Genomic DNA, 24,611 nt, shown 5'->3' on the forward strand with positions numbered 1-24,611 from the left:
CCTGTATTTGTTTTGCCGTTATATGATATGCAGCCGCAGTCTTTTTGATAGAAGGAATAAGATTCAAAAAAACACCTCGAAATGAGGTGTCGGACTGTATGGTATTTATTTATTACCTGTCAGTTGTTTTACATATCTAGCTCTTAGTGCTTCTTGAATCGATGGATCAAAAACTCCTGTACACTCCAAGATGTCTTTTATATCTGACGGAACATACATCGAGATGCGACATTTAAATAGAGGGAAAGAAAGAGTCTTTCCAGCTGCATTATGTCTTCTCTCGATTAAGATAAATTGATCTGCTTGTAGATAATGAGATAATCCACAACCAAAACTGTACTGAGCCATCCCAAGGTTATATTCGTATGGAATTATTAAAGCATACTCATTATTATCTCGCTTTTCCCGAGCTGCCTCATTAAAAGAATCGATTGACTCGCATAGTTCTAGAGTAACATCCTTCACAGCTCCAGTCTCCTGATTCAAATAAAAGTAACGCGTTTGGATTACTTGTTCCAATTTATTAATACACCCTATTAACATATTTACATTCTCGCCCAATTAAAACATCTCCCTTTTCTCATTCTTATTGTTTCCCTTACCTAAGCCCAAAAGCTCTCCTTGATTTCGATTTACTTACCATTATAGTTGTATTACTTAAGAAAAATTCCATTGTTGGATATATGCAAGTAGGAAAATCACAAAAAAAACACCTCGATAAGAGGTGCTTACTCATATGATTCTAGTTAGAAATGTATTAGTGAATGTTTCGCTTCTTGAAGTTTCCACCTTTTACTTCTGCTACATCCGAAATCGTGATGAAAGCTTCTGTATCTAGCGATTTGATAATAGTCTTCATTTTCGATTCTTCCAACCTATTGATCACGCAATAAATCATCTCTACCTTTTCATTTTTATGGCCACCTTCACCGGCGATGTAGGTAACGCTTCTTCCTAACCTAGCTTGAATAGCCTCGCCGACATCTCTTGAGTTATTACTGATTATAGTCACTGATTTGGATTCATCAAATCCAACCTGTACTACATCAATCACCTTGATGGCGATAAAATAGGCTAAAGCTGAATACAAAGCTCCGTCTAACCCGTATATAGAACTGGCCACGGAGAAGATAACGATATTTAATACCATGATGATTTCCCCAACAGAAAATGGTATCTTTTTAGCAATCAAGACAGCTAGAACTTCTGTGCCATCTAAAGCCCCACCGTTCCGAAGAACGATTCCAATACCCACACCAATCATAATTCCTCCTAAAACTGTAACAAGAAGTGAATCTCCTCTTATCAACGTTGGAATATGATGAAGTAAACTAGTTGCAATTGCAAGGCTAGCAATTCCAACCACCGTTCTAAAGGCAAAAGTCTTCCCTAATTGCTTATACCCGACATAAACAAATGGAATATTGAGGATAAAGATGAACAAACTGAGCGATAAACCGGATAAATGTGCAATCATGATAGATATTCCTGTAATACCCCCATCAATTACGTCATTTGGAATGAGTACAGCTTCTAAACCGACTGCTGTGATAATTGCTCCGATAATAATAAACAAATTCCTCACAAACTTTTCAAGATAGCTAGCTGTTTCTTTTGGTTCTTTTTTCATTTCTTTTCCGCCCTTCTACTGCTTCCCTTTTTATCTGCAAACAAGTTGCTCCTTTTGGAAGTTTTCACCTATTCTATGCAAAAAAAGGCGAGTTGATAAAAAAAAGATGAAGTAAGAAAAGGAACAAAAAAAAGACTTACCGTGGTCCGCTTAGAAACGTGACAAGGTCTGGAAATCATATATTTATAGCAAGGACGTATATTGGTATTCAATGTGTTGGTTTCTTATGTTTTTTTTCAAACAGAACTCGATGAGAAGTCGAACCATTCTCGAAGAGATGTCGATAATAAGACCGCGAGTGACTCAGAGGACCTTTTTTTCATGAAATTATAAGATTATTGTATAATAAAATTTACTAATTTAGTTTTTTTAGGATATAATTAGCAGGAATGCCACGATTTTTGTAGAATTATCCAAAGTAGAAGGAGGAAAATTATGAATAGACAATTACTAGAAATGATAAAAGAGCAAATGAAAGAAAGTATCGATTCCATCAGTTTTGAGAATATCGAGTTACAGAAAAAACTCTTTAAACACTATTGGCAGCTATGCGAACAATTAGAAGAAGTAGTTTCGTTCAAAACTAAACATAATTTAGATAACGAACTCTCTGTATTGGAAAATTGGAAGAAAGAAGAGGAGCAAATAATTGAACCGAAAGAGGAAGTATTAGTTGAGAAAGAATTGATAGATACTGAGGAAATTGAAACCCCGACTTATATTTTTGAGAGAAAATTAAGAGGTGGATATATTCCTGAAATTAATGGATTTGTTCCAGAAGGCATCGTTCGAAAACTCGGACTTGAACACGGTGATAGCGTAAGTGCCAAGTTGCTAAAAGAGTTCGATGACAATCATAAGTTCTATCAATATGAGCTAGTTGAAAAAGGAGTTGCTGAAGAGAATCCAATACGCCAACAATTTAATTATTGTGTGGTGAAAAAGGTAGCTGGAAGACTGGCGGTAGATAAAAGTGAGGAAACAGGCAAACCAATTCGTTCCGGAGAAGATTTCTATACCGTTTTGTTAGATGAACAAGATATTCATGAGCATCATATTCAAGAAGGATCCCTTATTGATATTGCTTTTTACAAAACTAACCCTCAAAAAGCAAAAGTGTTGTGGGTGCATAAAACAGAAGTCATTCCAGAAGCAAACGACAAGAATACAGGAAGTAAGAAGAAAAGCATGAAAGAGATAGAGATAGAACCCTTAGAACAAACCCTTACTGGACGTACCATCTTATTGATTGGTGATGAATCCAACCGAAATCATTACGAAGATCCAATTTATCAGCGTGGAGGTACTTTATTGACGGCAGATGCGAAAGATAAATTAATTCGTATCGAACCACTCGTGAAGAAAGCGGATCTTGTCATTTTCTTATTGTCTGTTTCAGGTCATGTTGGAGGAGAGCACATCAAACAGATGTGTAGAGAGAATGATATTCCTTTTGAAACAAAATGGGGTCTTGGCTATTCTGGTGTCATTCGTATCGCGGAAGAGATATTTACTCAGGTATCTTAAACGGAAAATCTATGTTCATTTCAAGTAAAGAAAAATAAGAACTCAATAGAATATGGCATGACGAAAGACATTCAGAATAGAATAGTCTAGCCCTGAATGTCTTTTTGTGTACAATATGCGAGCAGTTACAAACGTACTCTTAATTTATTAAAACTTCACTTCACATCTAAACAACTGACTTGTTGCACTGAAGTTTTGAACATAAAAACCGTGATCTCCTGTTACTTTTGCTTTTTGTACCATAGCTACACCTTCGTTGCTACCTGTCACTGTTGCTATTACATCCCAATTAGGTCCATAGACCACCATTCTTCTAGTTTCCGGTAATCCATAAGTAGAAAACTGCGTGCTCGTACCCTTTGAAATGGTATAATGTTTTCCCGTATTATGACCATTTTCTAATTGAACATACCACGAATCAGTAGCATATGTACCATATTTAGGAATGTTAATGTCTTTTACAAAAGTATTATCTTTTATGATGTATTTCTCATTATCTATTAGAAAATAGACATCGTCTTGGTGTTCTGGATTGACATAAACTTCTGCATTGACACCAAGGGTATCTATTTTGTTCAACTTATCAAAATCCAATTGTTCCTGTTTTGGTATAGATACAGATACGGAATCTGCACTTGCAACGGTTTCAACCGAGAAAATGGCAAAACTAATCATTCCTAAGAAAGCGATAGACTTTGCGAACTTGTTTAAATTCTTCATATATTTCCCCCTGTTTTATCTATCAATTGATATGAATACCACCGTATGTAAGATTGATGAAATTTGCATTAAAACCAATTACGCAAAATATATATTCTCCATCCTCTTCTACAGTAAAATCAGTTACGAGCTTATCAGTAATTTTTTCTGCAAATAGTTCTGTATAATTTCCATTTAAAATGAAACCAGCATTTGTTTGACTTGAACCATCTGGCTCAAAGGTGAGATTAATAAAAACATGATCACCTTTTTTTAAAGACAATCCTTCATTTTTCTCTCTCAGCAAAAAAATATCTCCATTAGCCAAAGACTCATTTTTTAAAGAATATACACTAGGAGAACTCTCTAATAAATTTATGTCAATTTTGTTCAAGCTGTTTAAATAATCGTCATTTTCAATGACAACTTCTGCTATTTCCGTCGTTTCACTTTTCATGAAATAATATGAAGCTATAATACCTAAGAAAATGACTAAAGTTATTGAAATTCCAAGGTAAATGTATTTTTTGATAAAATCACTCCGCTCTTTTTCTAGTCAATTTCTCCTCTCCTAATCTATTAGGGCTCCTGATTCAATTTTATCTAAAATTTAACATTTAGTCAATTCAATTTTCTGAAATTTGCTAATCTTTAATTATTATAAGAATGGAAGTAAAAACAGCCTTTCTCTAGAAAAAAGTATTTAACAACCAAAAAAGAGGAAGCATAAATGCCTCCCCTTCGTATATGGTTAATTTATAGATACTTCTACTCCAAAGTCGTTACATAGTGAACCAAGGCCACCTTGATAACCAGCTCCGATTGCGTTGAATTTCCATTCCCCGTTGTTACGGTAAAGCTCGCCTACGACTACTGCTGTTTCAATACTGAAATCCTCTCCTAGATCATAACGAATCAATTCTTCTCCCGATGATTTGTCCATGATACGGATATACGAGTTGCTTACCATACCGAAGTTTTGGTGACGAGTTTCAGCGTCATTAATAGTCACGGCAAAGGTAATCTTTTCAATCGAAGATGGAACTGCTTGAATATCAATGTTGATCGTCTCATCATCGCCGTTTCCCTCTCCAGTAAGGTTATCGCCAATATGAACCACAGAACCATTTCCGCCTGTTGGATTATTGTAGAACACGAAGTCACTTGCTGCTGACACTTTACCGTTCGCGTCCAATAAAAATACGGATGCATCTAAATCGAAAGAATGTCCTCCATCATATTTATTAACATCCCATCCAAGACCAACCGTTGCATGTGATAATCCCGGATTATTTTTTGTTAAGTCTACCTTTTGTCCTTTTGCTAAGGAAACTCCCATTTACAAAACCTCCATTTTTTTGTTTATTCTTACGTTTTTATTGCGAGTATTGTGTATTTATGCGAATCTCTGGCAAATTTCGTTGACGGTTTTGTCTGTTGTTCCATCACCAGTTGCTGAAAACTTCCACTCTTGCCCATGACGATAGATTTCGCCGACAATAAGAGAAGTAAGGCCTTGATAATCATCCGAGAGATTGTATTTAACCAACTCGTTACCTGTTGTTGGATCAACGATTCGAATGAATGCATTGGAAATCATGCCAAAGTCTTGTTTTCGAGAAACGCAGCTGTAAATATTTACTACGAAGACGATTTTATCGTAAGAAGCAGGAACAGACTTCAAATCAACCGTTATTACTTCATCATCGCCGCTGCCTTTGCCTGTTAAATTATCACCAGAATGTATAACAGACTTGCAATTACTTTTTTTATTCATGAAATAAATCAAATCTTTCTTCGATTGGAACTTTCCATCTTGAAGCATGATGACAGATGCGTCGCAGTCAATCTGTGGAGTAAGAGCTGCTAAAAAACCTTTCTTTTTTGTTGACGAAGCAGAAGCAGAATCCCAACCCAAACCGACTTGAATGCGATCGAGTTGTGCATTTCCTTTTGTTAAGTCAATACGCTGACCTTTTTGTAAGCTCACTGTCATATTCTTAGCCCACTCCCCTTATTTTTTTTTAGATGAATCGGTTACAGAAGGAATAAGAGGTTATCTCATCTCTACCATTTATTATATACACTGTAGTAAACAATGTCAATAAATAATATTGGTTAATTGAATCGAAGTCATAGAAAAAATCGACTAGAATCGACATATTAAACCATTTATAACTGCATTTCAATCATTACAGATTTGTTACTATAGTACACAATAGTATAGTAACGTCATCTAAATTCGATGTAGATTCTGTTGAAAACCATTCGACCTAAAATACATCTAGTTTACTTCTAAACGAGACAAAAACGCCATCCATTATGGACGACGCTTATCTCTAACTCTTTCTAGTATGTGACGTGAGGGGGTCGAACCCTCGAATAGACCATTCACAGTGGCCCGTGTTAACCGCTTCACCAACATCACCACAGTTTTATTTGGTGCCGAAGACAGGACTTGAACCTGCAGCCCCCTGATTACAAGTCAGGTGCACTAGCCAATTGTGCTACTTCGGCATGTATGGTGGACAAAAGTGGTAACGATCCACCCTCTATGGATTTTCAGTCCATCGCTAATCCATCTCAGCTATTTATCCGTTATGGTGGATCTTGCAGGATTCGAACCTGCGACATGTCCGTTATGAGCGGACCGCTCTACCGCTGAACTAAAGATCCATATGGTGCGAGAGGAGGGAATCGAACCCTCACCTCCAGCTTGGCAAGCTGGCATTATACCATTAAACTACTCCCACTGGTTACAGAACTACATCGCTCTGCAATAGTTGGCTTACCCGACAAGACTTGAACTTGTAACCTTCTCCTTAACAGGGAGTTGCTCTACCGATTGAGCTACGGGTAAATAATTGGCTCCGACAACAGGGCTCGAACCTGTGACTTCCTGGTTAACAGCCAGATACTCTACCAACTGAGTTATATCGGAATAAGAAAGGCAGTCGTTGCTGCCCGAATTTTAGGATATTAGATGTTTCACCATCTTCGAAATTGTTGCGTTTTCTGCTTTACCAGATAGTACAGGCATGGCAATCTTCATTGCATCTCCCATACTCATTCCAGCTACGACACCACTCTGTATGAGAGCTGCTCGCACTTCATCTTCTGACATCTGGTTCGGAAGGTAACCGTATAAAATGTCGATTTTTGCATTCGCATCCTCCACGCTGTCTGTCCGACCAAGCTTTTCGGCTTCTGCCAGATAGTCTTTGGTCTGCTTGATCTCGCGTTGCACGATCTGGATTTCTTCTTTTTCATCCAAAGGCGAACGTTTTACTTTCTCAGCATTCTCCAAGCCTGCCTTCACGAGTTGTAGCACGCCTTTTTTCCGTGCGTCTTTCGCTTTCATTGCTTGGATTAGATCTTTCATGATTAAGTCTTTCATTTTCATTGTTCTTCCACCGACTTTCTGTATTTTTTTCTTAATCTATAATTGCATTGCGTTTATCTTTTGGACAATATTTAACTCATCGCAACCGTACAGTCCTGAAGAGTTTATATTATTGTATTCAATCACTTTAAATCCATCATCTGTTTCCGCAACATCAATAACAAAGGCCTTTGAGAGAGGAAACAAATCAATCATTTCTTTGGTATAAGCCATCAATTCTTCAGATGGTTTGTGATTAATATTTGTAGACTTCTCGACTACATAGCTTGAGGCTGTCACGATTTGTTGCTCAACAACGAAAAAGCGATATTCGGCTTTTATCTCTTTGACAGGTGAGATCATTAAAGTCTGTCCCACATACGCACTATTGACATCAGATTCTCTTTCTTGCCATGAAAGAAAATCTTCTAATGTGATGGTGAAACCAGTAAACAACTTTGTGTTTCCCGTCGGTCGGATGAAAAAGGAATCCCAAATAGGTTTTAGCCCCGACAGCTCCCCAACCACGAATTCGTTGTTTAACAGTTCCTTGCCGATTTTTTGTTTAAACACTTCATACTCAAAGTCTTCGCTCCAGAAAGAACCTGGCTTAAAATTCTCTGATTGTGCAACGTTTGCAAATTGTTTTGAACCGTAGACCATTATGTTTTCATTTTTTGTAAATTTTTTCAATATATCTGCTGAATTATCTTCAGGTATTCTCGTACCTTTATGGAGGACAGTTAAACTATAATCTTTGTTCAGTCGTACTATTAAATAAGCAGTAGAACTCATTTCTAAAGCAGTTATGACTCTTTCCACATTCGAACTATTGTTTAGAAATTCTTGTACTAACCATTTCAACTTGCTCACTCCTTATCTTTTTTTCGAAATTTCATTTACTTTAATGGTGTCTGCTGAGGGACTTGAACCCCCAACCACCTGCTTGTAAAACAGGTACTCTCCCAGTTGAGCTAAGCAAACGTTTGGCAGGGATAGCAGGAATCGAACCTACATCGTCGGTTTTGGAGGCCGTCATTTTGCCATTAAACTATACCCCTATGGCAACCACGGCAGGACTTGAACCTGCAATCCTTCTGATTCGTAGTCAGATGCTCCATCCATTGAGCTACGTGGTTATTTTGGTACGGATGGCGGGAGTCGAACCCACACGCTACAAGAGCAGCGGATTTTAAGTCCGCTATGTCTACCAGTTCCATCACACCCGCAAAATAAATACTTAATATGGCGACCCCGACGGGATTTGAACCCGCAACTTTCCGCTAGACAGGCGGGCGTGCAACCGTTACACCACGGAGTCATTATTGGAGGAAACGAGGGGATTCGAACCCCTGGAACGCTTACACGCCCTTCGGTTTTCAAGACCGACGCCTTCAGCCTCTCGGCCACGTTTCCAAATATGGAGGAGATGGTGAGATTCGAACTCACGGGACACTTCCATGCCCTTCGGTTTTCGAGACCGACGCAATAAACCAAGCTCTGCCACATCTCCGTTATGGCGGGTAGTACAGGAGTCGAACCTGTGAGAGTATTTTACCCCTCTTCCGCATTAGCAGTGCGGTGCCTTCAGCCACTCAGCCAACTACCCGTAACTTTATTCTTTTGAAAATGGTGGAACTAAGGGGACTCGAACCCCTTCCTACTGCGTGCAAGGCAGTTGCTCTTCCAATTGAGCTATAATCCCATTTGGTCAAGATGGCAGGACTCGAACCTGCGACCCCTTGGATCCAAACCAAGTACTCTGGCCAAACTGAGCTACATCTTGAAATATTGGTACATCCTAAGAGATTTGAACTCCTGACTTCTCGGTTATCAGCCGAACGCTCTACCACTGAGCTAAGGATGTATAGATTGGTTGCAGTAGTAGGAATCGAACCTACACAATCTGCCTTATGAGAGCAAATGTACACCTGTTACCGCATTAATAAAACGCCCAAGAAGAGACTCGAACTCTTGACTCATCGATTAGAAATCGGTTGCTCTATCCTACTGAGCTACAAGGGCAAATATGGTTATAGTTCACTACCGAACCGTTTAAGGTAATCTTTTCTATACTGGTTCAATCTCTCTTGCAACTCTATTGCATCCTTCAGGAAGCTTTCACATTCCTCTTCCCATCCTTCTTTTTGTTTCTTCACTCGTTTTTGAATGTACTGGTGAACGAATTTAAAGTTGTTCTTCTGCATCGAGTCTGTAAAATCGATTAGTTGTTTGTAGTCAATTAGTAGTACTTCTGTCTTGCTCCCATCTACATCAGATCCCTTCTTGTGTTTAATTGGTGCAACCAGTGGGAATCGAACCCACATCTACTGCTTGGAAGGCAGTCGTCTTTGCCATTAGACCATGACCACAAATGAAATGCCCTCGATAGGATTTGAACCTACAACCTCGGTATTAAAAGTACCTTGCTCTACCGTTGAGCTACGAAGGCGGATTTGATTGCTTGCTGATTTTCTTGTCACTCTTATCACTCTTCATCGTTCTCACTTCCTATTCTTTTTGTATTGATGAAGCTAAGCTCGTTGAGGGATTTGAACCCCCGACATCCTGATTACAAAACAGGCATTCTTCCGCTGAACTAAACGAGCATGTTTGGTGCAGATAGGGAGAGTCGAACTCCCACGCCCGAAGGCATACGATTCTAAATCGCACGTGTATACCAGTTCCACCATATCCGCATTATTTGGTGACCCAGACGGGGATTGAACCCGCAATCCTAGAGTGAAAGTCTAGTGTGTTAACCATTTCACCACTGGGCCTTATTGTGTTGCCTTCCGAACCTTATCTCATCTACTTCTATTGTCTCGAGCATGTCGCTCACTCCTTCTTTTTATAAGTTTGGTGCAGATAGGGAGAGTCGAACTCCCACGCCCATAGGCATACGATTCTGAATCGCACGTGTATACCAGTTCCACCATATCCGCATTGTTGTTCTAAAGTATGGTGAGGTGTGTTGGACTCGAACCAACGTACTCTTTCGAGGAGGGATTTACAGTCCCTTGCAATTGCCACTATGCGAACACCTCATATATGGTCAAGATGGCAGGACTCGAACCTGCGACCCCTTGGTTCCAAACCAAGTACTCTAACCAAACTGAGCTACATCTTGAAATGTTGGCGGTGCTGACGGGATTTGAACCCGCAACCTCTTCCGTGACAGGGAAGCGATCTACCATTGATCTACAGCACCGTGTGATTGGTTCCCCTTCCACGATTCGAACGTGGACTTTTCCGATTCAAAGTCGAATGCCTTACCATTTGGCTAAAGGGGAATAATTGGAGAACAGGACCGGATTTGAACCGGCGAATAAGAGATTTGCAGTCTCTCGCCTTGAGCCTCTTGGCTACCTGTCCGAAAAAAATGTTACAAAAAAGCACCCGTTCGGTTTCCCGACGAGTGCTTCAAGGGTGTCTATATCCTCCTATGCGAAGGTATGACAAAACATGCGATGTGTTCGCCTGTGCAAATATTGGTGCCCTGAAAAATAAGGGTTGCCCTTTTGCTGTCGGTCGTCCATCTTACGTTTTTCCTTGAAACATTCTTTCGGTAATGAAACCTCTCCCGCTAAATCCAGTAAATTTGCCGTATTTTGCGTATACTCAACAACACGTCCAGATTCCGGACATGTGAAACTAGGGCGATCAAATCCGCCTATTCTTGATTCGCTTGATAGTGTTTGCCAATGCTTGCTCATTAAATCTGCAATTGTTTTCATCATGTCTTTCCTCTCCTTTCGTGTGTTAGTTTTTTTGTTTTTGTTCCTTTTAGGCAATAAAAAACTCCCGGTGAGATAATCTCATCAGGAGCAGCTTCCTCAATCCTCTCGGAGTGGGAAAAGAATATACAACTAATCTACATTCGATTCGACACCAGTGGTGTGTAAAAAGAATACAAGTATGTCTGCATGTTCTTTCGGAGCTTTCCTAATGAGCGAGAAGGATACCATCCCTCTGCTGTTAGTTCGCGACTATCTAAATTTGTATGTGATGCGTCTGATGATAGGCGTGTTGAAATAAAGGGATTGTTCCCCTGTTTTGACGCTACGTTTAAAAAGTTTTCTATCGTCATTTTTCTCAACATGTCCATCACCTCTGCTTTCGTTTTTTTTGTTTTGTTGTAACATCATATTCTATAGTTCGGCAATTATTCCATAATCTTTACCAAAAATGGTTCTATCCCATTCAAAACCTTGGTGTATATACATTTCTAGCGTGTCGAACAAAAATGATTATTTCGTTTCTTTAACTTTATATTCTAAGTATACCACCCAATATCCAGTTTGTCAAATAAAATTTACAATAAAAAATGACGAACGTTTTTGTCCGTCGATTTCTCTATGCTTAAATTTAATAGGGATTATTCATTCTGCCACTTTTAGCACCTGTTTTAGCGTGTCTTTCTCTTGATTCCAGACCCATCCTCCAAATACACAAACAACTTTTGTCTTCCCAACCATGCTAATTTGATGTTTGTGTTGATGTCCATGAAACACATGAGTCGGTTGATGTTTTTCGATGTAGTTTTTTAGCCCGAGATACCCAAGATGGGCACGATTAGTTTTATCGTGAATTCCAAATGGTGAATTATGACTAATGATGATATCTGCTGCAGGCAAGTCATCACAAATGCAAATCATTTCTGCTTGTGTATACATCGGGAAACTCTTTCCTTGCTTGTATCTCACGCAGCCTTCGATGCCTGTTACTCGTTCAGTTCCTAACTTTGATTGTTCTCGGTGAATATTGACGATATTGTAATACTCTAGATCTCCTGGATAGTCATGATTTCCTAAAACGCCAATAATTGGTCTCCCCTTGAATCGCTCAGAGATGCTCTTCAAATAGAGAGTGTCGATGTCTCCAAGGACCACTACTCCATCCCATTCTGTATTGTCCATATTTATAAAGGTTTGCCACTCATCATGATATACCCCTTGTAAATCAGACAGAAAAAGCCAGTTCATCTTATATCCCTCCTGATTACTTCTTTTTTTATTATATGCTCAAGTGTATTATGTATATCTATAATTGGTCTAAAGAATATTAAGCACTCCGTTTTAATGGCTAATATTCCCATGTCTCAACCGCAGATGTATTACCTAAACTGACTGGGAGATGACTAAAAATAACGAATAAAGGGTGATAATATGATTCACTTGTTACTCATAGATCAAATGCAAAATTACGGTATCTATCCATTACGGTGGAACAAAACCTTGGTAGAAATGAAAGTCATGTTTGATCTACAGTTGAGAGAATTATTGGATATACCTATAGAAGATTTAGAATTTGTGGAAATAGACTCCTCTGATATTTGTATATGTAGGAGAAAGGATGAAATAGGATTAAATAAAACTCGACAGGTCTTTTTCAAAAAGATACAGTTTAATGGACATCCTGTTTTATCTAAATACCTTCTTCCAAGCCCGCTTCTTTCCGGAGACATTTCGAACATAAAACATTTAATTCGCCTTGAATATCAAGCGGTATCAAGCCCAACGATTTTTGACAAACAAAAAGAGCTGCTTGAATAAACCAAGCAGCCTTCTCCTGTTAATAGATATTGGTCTTGTAGATTTGTAGCATGTCTTCAACTATCTTATAATCTTATTCGCTTAAACATTCTTCACAAGCGTTACAGGACCAACAATAGCCACATCCACAATCATTTCCACCACAATCACAGCAATCATACATTTTTTCGCAATTGCATTCGTTTTCCATTTTATTCTCTCCTGCCTAGAAGTCTATTTCATTTCACCCAATTAGTTAACATAATATAATTATTGTCTTATTAAAATATTATGCAGCGGCTTTCAAATATTTTTGATTAAGAAAAGCATACCAGTGCAATATCCAGCTCTCCATTTCTTCTACATGCATTTTCTCTAATTTGTCGAATTCAGCTTGATAGAACTCTCTAAGTGGAGTTCGACTCGAATGGAAATAAGGGATGCTACGCATGTTCTTCTTACCTGTCGCTTGTACACTACGGAGTTGATCATCGAAGAAACAGGCTTTCAAGAAACTGATAGGTTCTTCTCTTATAATTTCTTCCCATTCCATTCCAATTGCCTTCCCTTTGTCACCAGAGCAGTTAAATGGACAGAAATAACATCTAGATCGCTTGCTCGGAAAGTTATTTTCTTCTAAGAAGTGGATACTATCTCTTGTTGTCAGCCCTTCTTCTATTAAAGGATATGCTAGATATATATACTTGGATTGATGCGATACATAACCCCCTACTCGGTTCACCTCGTCAAAAGAGAACCCTATATCCATGATTATCCCGATGTTTTTAGGCATTGGTTGGCTTCTTCTTATTCCCAACTCCTCTTTAATTCTATTTCGCACCGCTTGTTGCACGGGTACGATTTTGAAATCTCCGGTACATTGCCTTGGCATCAGTCCACCTGGAACAATTTCTCCGTTCTCAGTCACCTTGTTAAAATATAGAGGCATTTGAAAACGTTGATAATCCGTAAATATATACCTCATAAGCATTTCTTCGAGACCGTTTTTCATACTATTGTGGGTCGTGATAATAAACGGAGTCTTATTACTCATTTCAATTTGTCTTTTTTGCCAGAAAGCCACTTGTTCATGAATAAATTGAGGTTCTGCACCTGTGTCAGAAAAGACAATATAATCATATTTTACTAGATTTTGGAAATGAGCTTCTAATAGATGACTAGATTGTGTACCTCCTCCAAACGACAATACTCGGTAAATTTTATCCTTTCCTTCACTCTTGGCAATTTCCAATATTTCTTCTTTCGACTTCAAATACCCATTCAAATACTTTTTAGTTAGTCTATAATCCAGACGTTCCTCTGTCGTTTCTTCCTTTTTATGTTCTTTGACGTTTACCATGCATACCGTCTCCTTTTTTATGTACAGGCGAACCTGTCCTATTTTGTTTGAATCGTTCTATGATATGCAGTTGTTAGGAAGGTAACAACAAGATAAAATTCTGTTCTTAAACAGTTACTCTTATGGTTCTTTTTTCATCTTGATGACCTCTTTTGTTATTTACTATTATTAAAGTGTCGGATAATCTGTTTTTATATATATAAAAAGACGCCGAGGCGTCTGCATATCACTTCTGTATTAATTTTATTCTGTCGCTTTAAAGTTATAAATTGGCTTTAAAATAGCCTGAATATCAATTGTATCCTTCGTGTTCTCGATGATTTCTTCCATTGGTTTATAGGCAAACGGTGATTCATCCAGTGTTTCTTGACGCACACTCGTAGAGTAAACGCCCCTCATCGTTTCGGTAAAGTCTTCTATTTTCAAAACTTCTTTCGCTTTTGAGCGAGAGTAAATTCTTCCTGCTCCATGAGGTGCAGATTGGTTCCAATCAGTATTGCCTTTTCCTTTCGCAAGAATAGAGCCATCTCTCATATTAATCGGGATCAGTACTTCTTCTCCTGACTTAGCAGAAATAGCTCCTTTTCGCAGAATCATCTGCTCCAAGTCTACATAGTTGTGAATAGTGTCAATTCGTCCTACCTCTTTGAACCCCATAGCTTGGATAATTACTTGCATCATAGCAGCACGATTCCACTTAGCTAGATCTTGAGCAATTTTCAAATCATGCAGGTAATCATCCATTAACTTTCCTTCCACATAAGCAAGTTCATTTGGAATTTTCGGTTTGGTAGACTTGTACGATTGAATTGTTTGCTGTATTTCTTTTTGTCTTCCTTCTGCTTTCAACTGTTCAATAACCATCTCTAGTCCGTCCAGGTCTTTAGCTAATGCCTCAATACCTTTCTTTTGATGATAACTTGCTACTTTCACTCCTAAATGACGAGAACCAGAATGAATGATAAGAAATAATCTACCATCCTCTGAAACGTTCATTTCTATAAAGTGATTCCCTCCTCCAAGGCTACCCACTGAGAGAATAGCTCTTTCTTTCGAGAATGGTGCAATAACTTCATCAAGTGGTATTTTGTTAACATATTGATGAGCAGTTTTTCTGTTCGTCTGTCCTGAAGGTACTAATTTATTGATTAAAGTATCCAGAAGTGCAAAATCAACTAATTGTTTTTCGACTTCTACACAAAGCATCCCACAACCAATATCGACCCCTACTAAATTAGGAACGATTTTGTCAGTAATTATCATTGTTGTTCCAATAACAGCACCTTTTCCAGCGTGTGTATCAGGCATGATTCTAGTATTTGCACCCTCAACAAACGGTTGATTTAAGAAATTGATAATCTGTCCAATCGTTACATCATCAATGTTTTCAGTGAACACCTTTGCACTATCATATTTTCCACTTAGAATAATTTCTGCCATAAAATATCTCTCCTTTTGAATACAGGCTAACCTGTCCTTTTTTTATTAATCCTCCTATGATATGCAGATATAAGTAGAGACACAACTAAAATGTAATATACTACACATCTATCATAATTTTGTTCACATTTTCTTAAGACGGGTCTCACAACCAAGTTGTATGAAATAAAAAAAGAAACGGATAAATCCCGCTTCTTTCGTATTACAATTTTATGCATACTGCATGCGACTTTTAGCCGCACAAACCAAGTACATCTTCTACATCTCAAAGTTCGCAAGTGCCTATTTTCTGTTCTATCTTCCACCTTTCTGCTATACTTTTCCTTCTGAGCACCTCGGTAGCCAGTGTGGGTATCCATGTTCATCCCACATAGCTGTCCATTGCCTTCTTTCGTCTTCTAAAGGAGGCACAAGCAATGGTCTTTGTGGGGAACCCTCGAATCTCCATCCATGGTCTCTTATAGCAATAACGGCATCTAAGTGCCTACAACCTACAGTGACTTGTTTTTGTTCCATATTCTTTTTCCTCCTTTTCAAATTGCATGCAGTGCTTGAACAGATTAGTCAAATCCTTCTACTATATGCAGATACTCTATAATCAACAACGAACCACCATATTAATCTCTTCTGCTCCTTTACATAAAAAACCACCAGTTAAATAACTGATGGTCTGTAAGTTTAATTTTAAGCTTTACAGTAATCTACTGCTTACAAATACGAAACAATATTAATACCTTGATTACCTTTTGTCTTCCGCAGTCCATTTCTCACTTTCATTCACGTAATGCTTACTGTTTAGTTCCAAACAAATCACGGGATAGTCATCGTAGCCAACCAATACCTTACGCTCTGTATTCACATCTTTATAGAAGATTCTTGTCGTTTCCCCTGGACCCACTACAGTATCATCTCTCCAATACGGTAATGTATCGCCATCTGCAAATTGTTGCATGTCTGGCAAGTTTTTCATGAATTCCATGAACAACTGAAAATGTTCCACTACCACCATCATGCATGTTTCTGGTAAGAGATAGTGATCATCCTCGAAAATATCACAAACATGATACTCTCTATCTTCCCCTTTTATCCGTACTATAGCATAGGATTCGGGCACTACCATGTTATCTTTTATCTCTTGAATAGTCTTTGCTGTTGGCATAAATTTTTCCTCCTTATGATTTCGTCCAATTGAAATTAACAACTTCTTCCTGTGTAGATATACCTTCTAACAAATCATCTTCATATAACGACATAGCCGTCTCTGCTGTGATTCGATTTGGAAGCGAGGGGTTTTTGACCACTAGATACAATTTCCCTGTCTTATCCCACAGCGTATCTCCAAGCTCAAATTGAGCAACTTCTCTTCCGAGGTTTTTCCAGAATTCCATCTCAGCAATAAAAGGTCTAATGTCGATCGTATCTTCCAGATCGGACAACCTACTATTCATCGCTTCATCCAGTAAATCTTTATCCTGGATGATTTCCTTCAAAGCAACATAGATTTTTCCCTTTAATATTTCTGGTAACTGATGAATATAAGTTGTCTTCATAACATTTCCCTCCTGATATAATCATTTTTCTAAATTCACTTTAAATGCTTCATACAGATACGATAGCTTTTGTATCACATATGGCACAATTCCATACATTATGCGTATCTGGCCCATGAACAACCTCTAAAATCTTTATTTCTTTCTGAAACTTGCCGTCTTCATCTACAACCCACTTTTGCGTTACATTTGCAATGGCAATAAATTGCTGATGGCTAGTGTTCCTTGGACATCTAGCTTTCATAAGAATCCTCTCCCTTTGTATATTCAGGCTTTGCCTGTCCTTTTTATTAGAATCCGTCTATTATATGCAAAATAGAAATAGCGACTACAATAACATAAAAAAGCCTTCTGCTTTTACAGAGGCTACGTTTTCTAAATCCAATTACTTTTGATACCCCAGATATTGATTACTAGTACTGTTTTGTTATGTCTGTCTATTTCTTCTATTTGACATTCTACTCCAAATGTTTTCTCGTACATCTCTATAAATTGTTTTCTTCTTTCATCTTCTATTCTCTTCTCATAGTTACTCATATCATCTTCCTTTCTCTGTCTTTTACTATATGCAATACGACATGTAACAATATAAAAAGGCAGCCGAGGCTGCCCATTAGTTCTTGAAATAGTTAACGATTCGCAACAAGTCCAGGAATAGATTAAGAAAATCTAGATATAGATTAAGAGCAAGTGATGGAACATCATCAACTGAAAGTTGTCGGTGTCTCAACGAATTGAAGTCGTAGATCGTGTAAAAGGAGAATAATAAGACGCCAAACCCTGAAGCTACAAGCATCCATGTCTCTCTCATAGGAAATATCATATTCACGACCATTAAGACGACAAGTACGATTAGAGCGATGAATAAATAACTTCCCCACCCTGCCAAATCTTTCTTCAGATTAAATCCAATTATCCCGTATATCGCAAAGACTATAGCAGTTGTAAGGAATACAGTGAGCACTAATTGCCCTCCTAATTCTCCCACATAATAAGAGATGGATGAATATAACACAATCCCACTGACGAGGGCAAAAAGCAATGCTAAGAACTTTCCTACAGCCTTGGATTTACGTGCAAACACAACGGCTATAACTAAACCCAATTCGACAATGATTAACGGAATGAGTAAAGATGAAGGCACGTATTGACCAAATATTAGTCCCACTCCCGAAACTAGCCACATCAAACCAAAGAAGAACATGACTTTCTGTAAAATTCTAATTGCATTTTCATTTTTATTCACTTTTGTTTCCATTTTTTGTCCCCTTTATTGTTATGTCCTTTTATCTTATGCATGACGGTTCCTTCTTATTTCTACTTCTTCCATTCCACTATGACGAATACATTCTCGAGTTCTTTTTCAAAGGAATCTGTCTTCCATTCCTCAAAATAACCAAGTGGATTCAACACAATTGTCTTCTGGTCTGATTCTTTTACTCCAGCACGCGTATGCGTATGTCCAAAAGATACATATCGAACGTTTTCATGGATGTCTAATAATTCTCCAACAGATTCCGAACCCATATAGGCGTTGCAAATGTTCCAAGTAGCATCTATATACCGAATGTTCGATTCATATGGAACGAAATGTGTCATCACCCATACCTGTTTGTCTTTTACCTTTGCAAGATCGTCTGCAAGTTGTCTCAAGAATCTTTCCGAGATGTCAATATCTCCATCCTTGAAATTGATATGACCACCATCGTACCAAAGACTTCCCTTCAAACGTGCTAGTAGCTCTGCTGTATGCGTATGAGGGCCATAGCTATAATCATACCAACCAAGTGCCCCCACAATAGCTATATCCCCGTAAATGGCGGGCTTGCCTATAGGTACTGATTTGTCAGCAAGATAGGAAGCTAACACGTCGTCACTCCCCATTGAAATCGTCCTAGCCAAATCGTGATTCCCCGGAACGAAATGAACTGGTCTACCAGTCTGTTTTTCTATTTCATGCAAAATGGACAAGGTATCATCCATATGATTGGAAATATCCCCTGAAATCAACAAGATGTCCCAGTCTTTCTCCTTGATTGTATTACACAGTACTTTAACGATATCTTCTTCTACGTGTTCCTGATTAATATCTAAATGTAAATCCGATAAGTGTCCTATTTTCATACAAATACGCAATCGCTCTATAGAAACGACTACTTTCCCTCCCTCTTAATCATTGAGTCGTTCATTTAAGACTTCTCTTTTCTCCAAACGACGTTGCTATCTATTCATTTGTCGTTTAGATTTTCGTTTCGCCTTTTTTCCAAAGCGAGCTAGCTCCCAAACATTCAAGTTGTTTTCTGCTTTTAGACGAAATTCTCTGTCCGGTATTAGATTTAACCTCTTTGATTACTCCGTTCTCTTCCTGACAAGACAATTCTATGTCTCCTTTTTTATTTTATCCCTCTATTATATGAAAAACGCTTCATTTTAATAGCCTGTAAGAATGATAAGACTGTTGAATCCTGCATATTATGTAACAAATGAAGAAAAAGGGGTGTGACAGATTGAATACACAAGTAAAAAGGAACTGCAATTGGACAATGTATGAGGATGCTCCCGCAGAATTATTAGAATTGTTACCGATGCACAAATTTGAACAATACGGCTTTGCTGAAAGTATGAAATTGCAAGAAGAAGCTACCGAATTAGGTTGGGTTTGGGTTGATAAGGGCTATTATAATCGCGTTTTTCAACATGAATCATTACCAGGTCTCTTATTAAAAATTTATGGTGTAGAGCACATGAGCGAATTGTACAACTTAGAAAATGCTACGGTACAGGAACATGAAGTACTCGATGTATTAAAAGATGTTCCTGGCGTTCCTAAATTATTTGCCAGCTTTAACTATGGTTGCGTCGTGGAATTTATCAAAGGCGATTTACTAGAACATGCTTGTTCTGCCTACTTGAAAGAAAATCAAAAGAGTATCGAGGAAAATTTGTTCGAGTTTTCCAATAGTTGTATAGAACGAGGTTTAGTTCCAAACGACATGCACGGCGAGAACATCATTTTAAGGGAAGATATTCCTTATTGTATTGATTACAACCGATTCACTCCTGTTGCTAGGTTCCATTTGGCGAACCGTAACGGAGTCTCCAGAGATACATGGATAGATAGATTTTGTATCGAATGATTGGCAGTATGTATTCTTAAAACGCAGAGCTTTCGCAGGATGAAATAAAAAGGAGTGTTACTATGAAGACATTTTCTTGGATAGGTAAATGGAAAGTATATGAAGATTTCGAAGGGGCCAAAGAACATCTACCGGATTTAGAAACTGCACAAAAAACATTTGATGAAAAGCGAGAATTAAATTCGAAAGGGAATGAATTCGATGACGAGTGGGAAGATGAAGATTTTTACTTCAACCTAATGATAGAAGCTTGTCACAAGGTTGGGTGGACTCCAATAAATGGCGGTTCCTATTCTGCTGCATTTACCCACAAAGAACTTCCTAATTCTATTCTTAAGTTATATAACGATGAACATTTTTCAGATATTAATGAGGGAGAATTCCCTACTATTGATGAAGAAGAAATTTTTTCGCGACTACCAGATGATGAACGATTGATGAAACGACTGGCTTCAAATGATTTCGCAATAATTGTATCAAAGGTATCCGGCATTAATTTAGATACTTTTTTAAAAACTAGTGGATATCCATCTCTTCAGCAAGGCATATTTAAACAGATTGAGGATTACATTCACATGTGTTTAGAACATCATGTTATACCTCTTGATTTGAATGGCTCGAATGTTTTGGTAGGAGAAGACCTCAAAGTTCGATTCATAGACTACAATCGCTATATGCTACTAGATCAGTTCTTAGAATTCTCGGAACGTTATCTAAGGGATGATAGAACCGCCCTGCATGTTGCATTAGAGGACTTGCAAGATAATTATTACAAATGGTATACAAATCCCCTGTTGACCGCTTAATTATGCGGTCTTTTTCTTATTTTTCTTATAGGACCTTCAATAATAACAACCTCCATAATTTATGGTTTACTTACTCTATTTGCCACGAAAAATCAGTTTGCTGTCGTGATATAATGGGAACGAGGTGATAATCATGTTTGTTTCCCCAATGTTACTACAAAAATCAACTGAGCCAATTGATGAAATAACGCATATCACAGAACTAAAGCTAGATGGAATTCGAACAATATGGACAAAATTTGATAATAGAGTACGAATATATACAAGGCACAACAACGAAATCACTTCCAAGTTTCCGGAATTAGCAAATTTGTCACTTCCGAATGGAACTGTGCTCGATGGCGAGATCATCGTCACGAACGAACTCGGAAAACCAGATTTTGAAGCCTTGATGGAACGTTTTATGTCAAAGAGCTCAGAACATGCGATATCTTTTAGTGTCTTTGATATTCTCTATTTCAATGGCAAACGAATAACAAGTTATCCGCTGTTAGAAAGAAAAGAAATGCTAGCTACTGTCGTCACCGAAGATAGTCCCCTTCTAAACAAAGTGCAGTGGGTGGAAGGAAACGGGACTGCTTATTTTGAATTGATCAAGCAGCACAAACTTGAAGGGATCGTACAAAAAAAATCTAATTCGCGATACCAGATCAACAAACGTTCAGATGCCTGGTTAAAAATTATTAGTTATCAGTATGACACTGTTTATATAGCCGGACTAAGAAAAGATAAATTTGGATTGCTTCTTAATTTTGAAAACGGCAAATATGCTGGCGTATTAGAATTTATGACAACCAAGAATAGACATGAATTCTACAGCCATTATAAAGACTTTATTTTAGAAGAAAATGAAAAGTATATATATTTAGATCCGAAAATGAGAGCAAAAATTAAATATAGAAACTTGACCAAAAACGGATTATTGAGAATACCTTCATTTGTGGAGTGGTCTTAACTCCACTTTTTTTTGTTCTAATCTTCTTGCCTCTAAACTTCTTTATTAATTCTCCGATACATATAGTGAAAATAACAAGCATGTTCCTATTCATCACTTATTTAATTCATATCAAGATAGTAAACTACCTACATACATAACCCATGAACAAAATTTGTCATTTTCACATTTAACTTGAGAGGAATGGTTATTGTGGAAAGATGTTACACGTATTTAGCAGAAGTTGAGGAATTTTTCGATGAATATGTCGAAGCAAAATATAGTAGTGATGCAGATGTATTTGCTCATTCCTATTTAGACAAAAACGTAGTGGAACTTTCGAAGAACATTCTAGAAAAGTTGGATAAGCTTGTACAATCACGCATTATGGGAAGTGTCGCAAATTGTATTAGAATTGCTTCACCTTCCTTCTCTAACTCGTTGAATCGAATGAGAGACGGATTAAGCAAACGAGAGGAAATCAATCAACGAATTTACAAGGTTGTAAATCTATCGTACCAAGAGTTCTTGAAAAACGAGTATCTTCTGCAGTTGAAGAAATCAATCCTTCTAGAGACACGAGAAGCTTATCTGTTACATCTGAGAAACCTTTGCCAAATAGTTTTTGACCAAATCGTAGAATACCCGCAACGAGTAGATGGTGACGCCAATTATAGACATAGAGATTGCTTTCTTATTGAAGAGTCAAAACTTGCGAACATTGTTGACCAGTTAAATTCAAATATTACTTTTGAATTAGAGCCTCAAAAACAAAGAGATATTGTTTTCGAACTTTATGACGATATAGAAATATATCTAATGGATATCATGCATAATTTTGTAGATATGATTGCTTCTAGTAACAAATGAACATTTCGCCCTCCCTTTAGAACATTTCCGTTCTTAAGAGAGGGCTTTTTCTTTCCGAAGAATTATAATAACATTTACGACACTATATTTACTGAAAAGCAAACAAACTGTAAGTTCTTTATGAAGCAAAAAAACCCTGTTAAGGGCCTATGCTGTTATTGCTTAAACTTTTTCATCTCTGCGTGAACTTCTTGAACCAAAAAGGATACATTTGATTGTCCATGCAAGAAACTAATTTTTGCTTCTTTATCTTGTTGAAAAATGACTTTCTCCATTAATTCTACATCATCTAGATACTTATTCATAACCTTCTTGTACTTTTTTTCAAGTGGTTTAAAACGTTCTGTAGGAGCAGTTAATTCTATGGAAGCCTGTTCCTTTGTGATATCAAACCACTTTTGGGTTTCATCCTTCCAATCTTTTTCTTTACGAATTTCTTTTCCATATACATTGGTTAACGTTCCATTCTTTATAGCCAGTGAGTTAATCTCGCCCACTAATAATATCTGGTCTGTCACTTTCCCTATATACAATACCTCTTCTAAGGTGATGTCCTCGTATGGATTTTCTTGATAACCATTTGCAAAATACAAACTAACAAAAACCAGCACGACTGCGATGAGAAATAGTAATGTTTTATGAAATGGTTTCATTTGAAATGTCCTCCTTAAGTTCTTTTATATCTTGTTGCAAAATCTTATAAGCATTTTCCACTTCGTCTTTACGGTCGCCATCAATCAAATGAACCTCTGTAATGGCAGCTAGTTTAATGACTTTTTCGATTGTTTGATCTAGACGGTCGGTAGCTCTGTCTTGCAGAACTTTTAAGTTATTTCTTTCAGCAATCATTGCTTGTAGCAATATGTTTCTTTCTGATAAGTTAGATGGTTTGTAAACGCCTGCAGTTAAAATATTACTAATAGAATCGCTCATTATGAAATTAATATAAAACATAGAGTTTTCCTCTGCTACTGCTACCGGATTGTACTCAGTCATTGGCTTCTTGACTCTATCTTTATTGTCTAATGTTCCACTTCCTACCAAAATCAAGTAAACAAACAATACTGTACCCCCTATGATATAGGAGAAGGTTTCAAAGACCTTCCAATTTCCTTTTGTATGCAAACATAACTCCCCCTTTTCTATACTTCATTGTATGAGTTATACAAAATTCCATTCGAAAAAGAATAGCGTATAAAAGCGAACCAAATGAAAACTCTATTGACTATAGAACATTTGTTCTGTTATGATGAAGGAAAGAAATGTGTTTTGTCGAAAAATTCTCATAAGCAATATTCTATATCTGAATAATTTAGTCTGGTTTACTTCCAAACCTTATCAAAAGGGATGTTTTTGCATATATTACGCCAATGAATGAAAAAAGGTGCGAGAATACTCGCTAATTAAAAAGGGAGCTGGCGTAATTGAGAAAGATTTGGATAGTAACGGGTTTATTTATGGCGTTTTTTATGGGAATGGTCGTTTCTGACGTGCAACATGCAGGTAGCTTAGGTCAAGTGTTTGCAAATGCTGCTGAGAAGAATTCGTATAATCAATTGAATGATTACGAAGTAGTTGCTCATGTAGTCGACGAAGGTCAAAGTGTATGGTTGTTACAACGCGAATTAAACAATGGTAAATATGTTGCTGATGCGGTATCGCTTTTCCCCTATGCAAACCAAGGAAAAGATGCTGGAAGTATTCAAAAAGGTGAAGTAATCTATCTCTTAGAGCGGAAATAA

General features: G+C 37.6%; 29 protein-coding genes and 29 tRNA genes. 7 read left to right on the forward strand and 51 right to left on the reverse strand.

Translation table 11 applies throughout. The features are described 5' to 3' along the window. Positions 1-105: 105 nt before the first annotated feature. Together MHI40_RS20105 and MHI40_RS20110 are read right to left on the reverse strand one after the other, a co-directional pair. Positions 106-561, reverse strand: coding sequence for a hypothetical protein (locus MHI40_RS20105; protein WP_340764923.1), 456 nt, complete (start codon positions 559-561; stop codon positions 106-108). Positions 562-757: 196 nt separating this feature from the next. Continuing rightward, positions 758-1,630 carry a YitT family protein gene (locus tag MHI40_RS20110; RefSeq protein WP_340764925.1) on the reverse strand — a complete coding sequence of 291 codons (873 nt, stop codon included), beginning with the start codon at positions 1,628-1,630 and terminating at the stop codon, positions 758-760. A gap of 435 nt (positions 1,631-2,065) precedes the next feature. Between MHI40_RS20110 and MHI40_RS20115 the strand changes: the two genes are divergently transcribed. After that, positions 2,066-3,157 carry a hypothetical protein gene (locus tag MHI40_RS20115; RefSeq protein ID WP_340764927.1) on the forward strand — a complete coding sequence of 364 codons (1,092 nt, stop codon included), beginning with the start codon at positions 2,066-2,068 and terminating at the stop codon, positions 3,155-3,157. A 147-nt stretch (positions 3,158-3,304) separates the two neighbouring features. Here MHI40_RS20115 and MHI40_RS20120 read toward each other — a convergent pair whose 3' ends face one another. From MHI40_RS20120 to MHI40_RS20305, 38 genes are all read right to left on the reverse strand, one after another. Next, complete coding sequence (locus MHI40_RS20120; protein WP_340764929.1) at positions 3,305-3,877, reverse strand: hypothetical protein; 573 nt, start codon at positions 3,875-3,877, stop codon at positions 3,305-3,307. A 22-nt stretch (positions 3,878-3,899) separates the two neighbouring features. Next, entirely contained in the window at positions 3,900-4,313 is a 414-nt protein-coding gene (locus MHI40_RS20125; protein WP_340764931.1) for a hypothetical protein, read from the reverse strand. A 294-nt stretch (positions 4,314-4,607) separates the two neighbouring features. Continuing rightward, positions 4,608-5,195: a TerD family protein gene (locus MHI40_RS20130; protein ID WP_340764932.1), complete on the reverse strand. Its 588-nt coding sequence runs from the start codon at positions 5,193-5,195 to the stop codon at positions 4,608-4,610. A 57-nt stretch (positions 5,196-5,252) separates the two neighbouring features. Next, complete coding sequence (locus MHI40_RS20135; protein WP_340764934.1) at positions 5,253-5,852, reverse strand: TerD family protein; 600 nt, start codon at positions 5,850-5,852, stop codon at positions 5,253-5,255. Between the two features lie 359 nt (positions 5,853-6,211). Then, positions 6,212-6,284 (reverse strand) — tRNA-His (locus tag MHI40_RS20140). A 12-nt stretch (positions 6,285-6,296) separates the two neighbouring features. Beyond that, a tRNA-Thr gene (locus tag MHI40_RS20145) sits at positions 6,297-6,373 on the reverse strand. Between the two features lie 5 nt (positions 6,374-6,378). Continuing rightward, positions 6,379-6,453 (reverse strand) — tRNA-Phe (locus tag MHI40_RS20150). Between the two features lie 4 nt (positions 6,454-6,457). After that, positions 6,458-6,532 (reverse strand) — tRNA-Ile (locus MHI40_RS20155). 3 nt (positions 6,533-6,535) lie between these two features. Further along, a tRNA-Gly gene (locus MHI40_RS20160) sits at positions 6,536-6,609 on the reverse strand. Between the two features lie 31 nt (positions 6,610-6,640). After that, positions 6,641-6,716 (reverse strand) — tRNA-Asn (locus MHI40_RS20165). A gap of 5 nt (positions 6,717-6,721) precedes the next feature. Then, positions 6,722-6,797 (reverse strand) — tRNA-Asn (locus MHI40_RS20170). Between the two features lie 30 nt (positions 6,798-6,827). After that, on the reverse strand, positions 6,828-7,259 hold the full coding sequence (locus tag MHI40_RS20175; protein ID WP_340764937.1) for a GatB/YqeY domain-containing protein: 432 nt from the start codon (positions 7,257-7,259) through the stop codon (positions 6,828-6,830). Between the two features lie 36 nt (positions 7,260-7,295). Next, the gene (locus tag MHI40_RS20180; protein ID WP_445678055.1) at positions 7,296-8,111 is read right to left on the reverse strand and encodes an ATP-grasp domain-containing protein; all 816 of its coding nucleotides are present in this window, start codon (positions 8,109-8,111) and stop codon (positions 7,296-7,298) included. A gap of 35 nt (positions 8,112-8,146) precedes the next feature. Further along, positions 8,147-8,222: transfer RNA gene (locus MHI40_RS20185), tRNA-Val, on the reverse strand. Between the two features lie 78 nt (positions 8,223-8,300). Beyond that, positions 8,301-8,377, reverse strand: a tRNA-Arg gene (locus tag MHI40_RS20190). A gap of 4 nt (positions 8,378-8,381) precedes the next feature. Beyond that, a tRNA-Leu gene (locus tag MHI40_RS20195) sits at positions 8,382-8,467 on the reverse strand. Positions 8,468-8,484: 17 nt separating this feature from the next. Further along, positions 8,485-8,559, reverse strand: a tRNA-Asp gene (locus tag MHI40_RS20200). Positions 8,560-8,564: 5 nt separating this feature from the next. Continuing rightward, a tRNA-Ser gene (locus tag MHI40_RS20205) sits at positions 8,565-8,654 on the reverse strand. A 5-nt stretch (positions 8,655-8,659) separates the two neighbouring features. Further along, a tRNA-Ser gene (locus MHI40_RS20210) sits at positions 8,660-8,751 on the reverse strand. Positions 8,752-8,755: 4 nt separating this feature from the next. After that, a tRNA-Ser gene (locus tag MHI40_RS20215) sits at positions 8,756-8,847 on the reverse strand. 21 nt (positions 8,848-8,868) lie between these two features. Beyond that, positions 8,869-8,943, reverse strand: a tRNA-Ala gene (locus tag MHI40_RS20220). 3 nt (positions 8,944-8,946) lie between these two features. Next, positions 8,947-9,024, reverse strand: a tRNA-Pro gene (locus MHI40_RS20225). A 6-nt stretch (positions 9,025-9,030) separates the two neighbouring features. Next, a tRNA-Ile gene (locus MHI40_RS20230) sits at positions 9,031-9,105 on the reverse strand. 84 nt (positions 9,106-9,189) lie between these two features. After that, positions 9,190-9,263, reverse strand: a tRNA-Arg gene (locus tag MHI40_RS20235). Positions 9,264-9,271: 8 nt separating this feature from the next. Next, positions 9,272-9,565, reverse strand: a complete 294-nt coding sequence (locus MHI40_RS20240) for a hypothetical protein (RefSeq protein ID WP_340764941.1) — start codon at positions 9,563-9,565, stop codon at positions 9,272-9,274. Further along, positions 9,536-9,610: transfer RNA gene (locus MHI40_RS20245), tRNA-Gly, on the reverse strand. Before MHI40_RS20245 ends, MHI40_RS20240 begins: the two co-directional genes overlap by 30 nt. An 8-nt stretch (positions 9,611-9,618) precedes the next feature. Beyond that, positions 9,619-9,690 (reverse strand) — tRNA-Lys (locus tag MHI40_RS20250). Between the two features lie 85 nt (positions 9,691-9,775). Further along, a tRNA-Thr gene (locus tag MHI40_RS20255) sits at positions 9,776-9,847 on the reverse strand. 5 nt (positions 9,848-9,852) lie between these two features. Then, positions 9,853-9,937 (reverse strand) — tRNA-Leu (locus MHI40_RS20260). Between the two features lie 6 nt (positions 9,938-9,943). Beyond that, positions 9,944-10,018: transfer RNA gene (locus MHI40_RS20265), tRNA-Glu, on the reverse strand. 80 nt (positions 10,019-10,098) lie between these two features. Then, positions 10,099-10,183 (reverse strand) — tRNA-Leu (locus MHI40_RS20270). A gap of 17 nt (positions 10,184-10,200) precedes the next feature. Continuing rightward, positions 10,201-10,285: transfer RNA gene (locus MHI40_RS20275), tRNA-Tyr, on the reverse strand. Between the two features lie 5 nt (positions 10,286-10,290). Further along, positions 10,291-10,368, reverse strand: a tRNA-Pro gene (locus MHI40_RS20280). 6 nt (positions 10,369-10,374) lie between these two features. Further along, positions 10,375-10,449 (reverse strand) — tRNA-Asp (locus MHI40_RS20285). A gap of 7 nt (positions 10,450-10,456) precedes the next feature. Continuing rightward, positions 10,457-10,531: transfer RNA gene (locus MHI40_RS20290), tRNA-Gln, on the reverse strand. A gap of 5 nt (positions 10,532-10,536) precedes the next feature. Next, positions 10,537-10,613 (reverse strand) — tRNA-Cys (locus MHI40_RS20295). A gap of 68 nt (positions 10,614-10,681) precedes the next feature. Beyond that, positions 10,682-10,978 (reverse strand): hypothetical protein, encoded by a 297-nt coding sequence (locus MHI40_RS20300; RefSeq protein WP_340764943.1) that lies wholly within the window; start codon positions 10,976-10,978, stop codon positions 10,682-10,684. Between the two features lie 642 nt (positions 10,979-11,620). Then, on the reverse strand, positions 11,621-12,223 hold the full coding sequence (locus MHI40_RS20305; RefSeq protein ID WP_340764945.1) for a metallophosphoesterase family protein: 603 nt from the start codon (positions 12,221-12,223) through the stop codon (positions 11,621-11,623). A gap of 252 nt (positions 12,224-12,475) precedes the next feature. Between MHI40_RS20305 and MHI40_RS20310 the strand changes: the two genes are divergently transcribed. After that, positions 12,476-12,793: a hypothetical protein gene (locus MHI40_RS20310; RefSeq protein WP_340764947.1), complete on the forward strand. Its 318-nt coding sequence runs from the start codon at positions 12,476-12,478 to the stop codon at positions 12,791-12,793. 268 nt (positions 12,794-13,061) lie between these two features. On the opposite strand, the gene MHI40_RS20315 is transcribed toward MHI40_RS20310, so the two are convergent. From MHI40_RS20315 to MHI40_RS20355, 9 genes are all read right to left on the reverse strand, one after another. Next, positions 13,062-14,132 (reverse strand): hypothetical protein, encoded by a 1,071-nt coding sequence (locus MHI40_RS20315; protein ID WP_340764949.1) that lies wholly within the window; start codon positions 14,130-14,132, stop codon positions 13,062-13,064. A 243-nt stretch (positions 14,133-14,375) separates the two neighbouring features. Next, complete coding sequence (locus tag MHI40_RS20320; protein ID WP_340764952.1) at positions 14,376-15,572, reverse strand: RtcB family protein; 1,197 nt, start codon at positions 15,570-15,572, stop codon at positions 14,376-14,378. 312 nt (positions 15,573-15,884) lie between these two features. Continuing rightward, positions 15,885-16,088, reverse strand: coding sequence for a hypothetical protein (locus tag MHI40_RS20325; protein WP_340764954.1), 204 nt, complete (start codon positions 16,086-16,088; stop codon positions 15,885-15,887). A 223-nt stretch (positions 16,089-16,311) separates the two neighbouring features. Continuing rightward, positions 16,312-16,731, reverse strand: a complete 420-nt coding sequence (locus MHI40_RS20330) for a hypothetical protein (protein WP_340764956.1) — start codon at positions 16,729-16,731, stop codon at positions 16,312-16,314. A 13-nt stretch (positions 16,732-16,744) separates the two neighbouring features. Next, positions 16,745-17,122, reverse strand: coding sequence for a hypothetical protein (locus MHI40_RS20335; RefSeq protein WP_340764957.1), 378 nt, complete (start codon positions 17,120-17,122; stop codon positions 16,745-16,747). Positions 17,123-17,171: 49 nt separating this feature from the next. Beyond that, positions 17,172-17,366, reverse strand: a complete 195-nt coding sequence (locus MHI40_RS20340; RefSeq protein WP_340764958.1) for a hypothetical protein — start codon at positions 17,364-17,366, stop codon at positions 17,172-17,174. A gap of 131 nt (positions 17,367-17,497) precedes the next feature. Further along, positions 17,498-17,659 (reverse strand): hypothetical protein, encoded by a 162-nt coding sequence (locus MHI40_RS20345; RefSeq protein ID WP_340764960.1) that lies wholly within the window; start codon positions 17,657-17,659, stop codon positions 17,498-17,500. Positions 17,660-17,735: 76 nt separating this feature from the next. Beyond that, on the reverse strand, positions 17,736-18,380 hold the full coding sequence (locus MHI40_RS20350) for a Bax inhibitor-1/YccA family protein (protein WP_340764962.1): 645 nt from the start codon (positions 18,378-18,380) through the stop codon (positions 17,736-17,738). 59 nt (positions 18,381-18,439) lie between these two features. Next, entirely contained in the window at positions 18,440-19,246 is an 807-nt protein-coding gene (locus MHI40_RS20355; protein ID WP_340764964.1) for a metallophosphoesterase, read from the reverse strand. A 383-nt stretch (positions 19,247-19,629) separates the two neighbouring features. On the opposite strand from MHI40_RS20355, the gene MHI40_RS20360 reads away from it, so the two are divergent. From MHI40_RS20360 to MHI40_RS20375, 4 genes are all read left to right on the forward strand, one after another. Continuing rightward, complete coding sequence (locus tag MHI40_RS20360; RefSeq protein ID WP_340764966.1) at positions 19,630-20,259, forward strand: hypothetical protein; 630 nt, start codon at positions 19,630-19,632, stop codon at positions 20,257-20,259. 62 nt (positions 20,260-20,321) lie between these two features. After that, positions 20,322-21,065, forward strand: coding sequence for a hypothetical protein (locus MHI40_RS20365; protein ID WP_340764968.1), 744 nt, complete (start codon positions 20,322-20,324; stop codon positions 21,063-21,065). A 133-nt stretch (positions 21,066-21,198) separates the two neighbouring features. After that, the gene (locus MHI40_RS20370) at positions 21,199-22,020 is read left to right on the forward strand and encodes an ATP-dependent DNA ligase (RefSeq protein ID WP_340764970.1); all 822 of its coding nucleotides are present in this window, start codon (positions 21,199-21,201) and stop codon (positions 22,018-22,020) included. A gap of 192 nt (positions 22,021-22,212) precedes the next feature. Continuing rightward, positions 22,213-22,869 carry a hypothetical protein gene (locus MHI40_RS20375; protein ID WP_340764972.1) on the forward strand — a complete coding sequence of 219 codons (657 nt, stop codon included), beginning with the start codon at positions 22,213-22,215 and terminating at the stop codon, positions 22,867-22,869. A 155-nt stretch (positions 22,870-23,024) separates the two neighbouring features. Here the strand turns inward: MHI40_RS20375 and MHI40_RS20380 are convergent, their stop codons facing one another. Together MHI40_RS20380 and MHI40_RS20385 are read right to left on the reverse strand one after the other, a co-directional pair. Continuing rightward, positions 23,025-23,522 carry a hypothetical protein gene (locus MHI40_RS20380; protein ID WP_340764973.1) on the reverse strand — a complete coding sequence of 166 codons (498 nt, stop codon included), beginning with the start codon at positions 23,520-23,522 and terminating at the stop codon, positions 23,025-23,027. Next, the gene (locus MHI40_RS20385) at positions 23,506-23,994 is read right to left on the reverse strand and encodes a hypothetical protein (RefSeq protein WP_340764975.1); all 489 of its coding nucleotides are present in this window, start codon (positions 23,992-23,994) and stop codon (positions 23,506-23,508) included. Before MHI40_RS20385 ends, MHI40_RS20380 begins: the two co-directional genes overlap by 17 nt. Positions 23,995-24,326: 332 nt before the next feature. Here MHI40_RS20385 and MHI40_RS20390 point away from each other — a divergent pair, with 332 nt between their 5' ends. Beyond that, positions 24,327-24,611, forward strand: coding sequence for a hypothetical protein (locus MHI40_RS20390; RefSeq protein WP_340764977.1), 285 nt, complete (start codon positions 24,327-24,329; stop codon positions 24,609-24,611).

It is taken from the genome of Psychrobacillus sp. FSL H8-0510 (assembly GCF_038008345.1).
Lineage (GTDB): Bacteria > Bacillota > Bacilli > Bacillales_A > Planococcaceae > Psychrobacillus > Psychrobacillus psychrotolerans.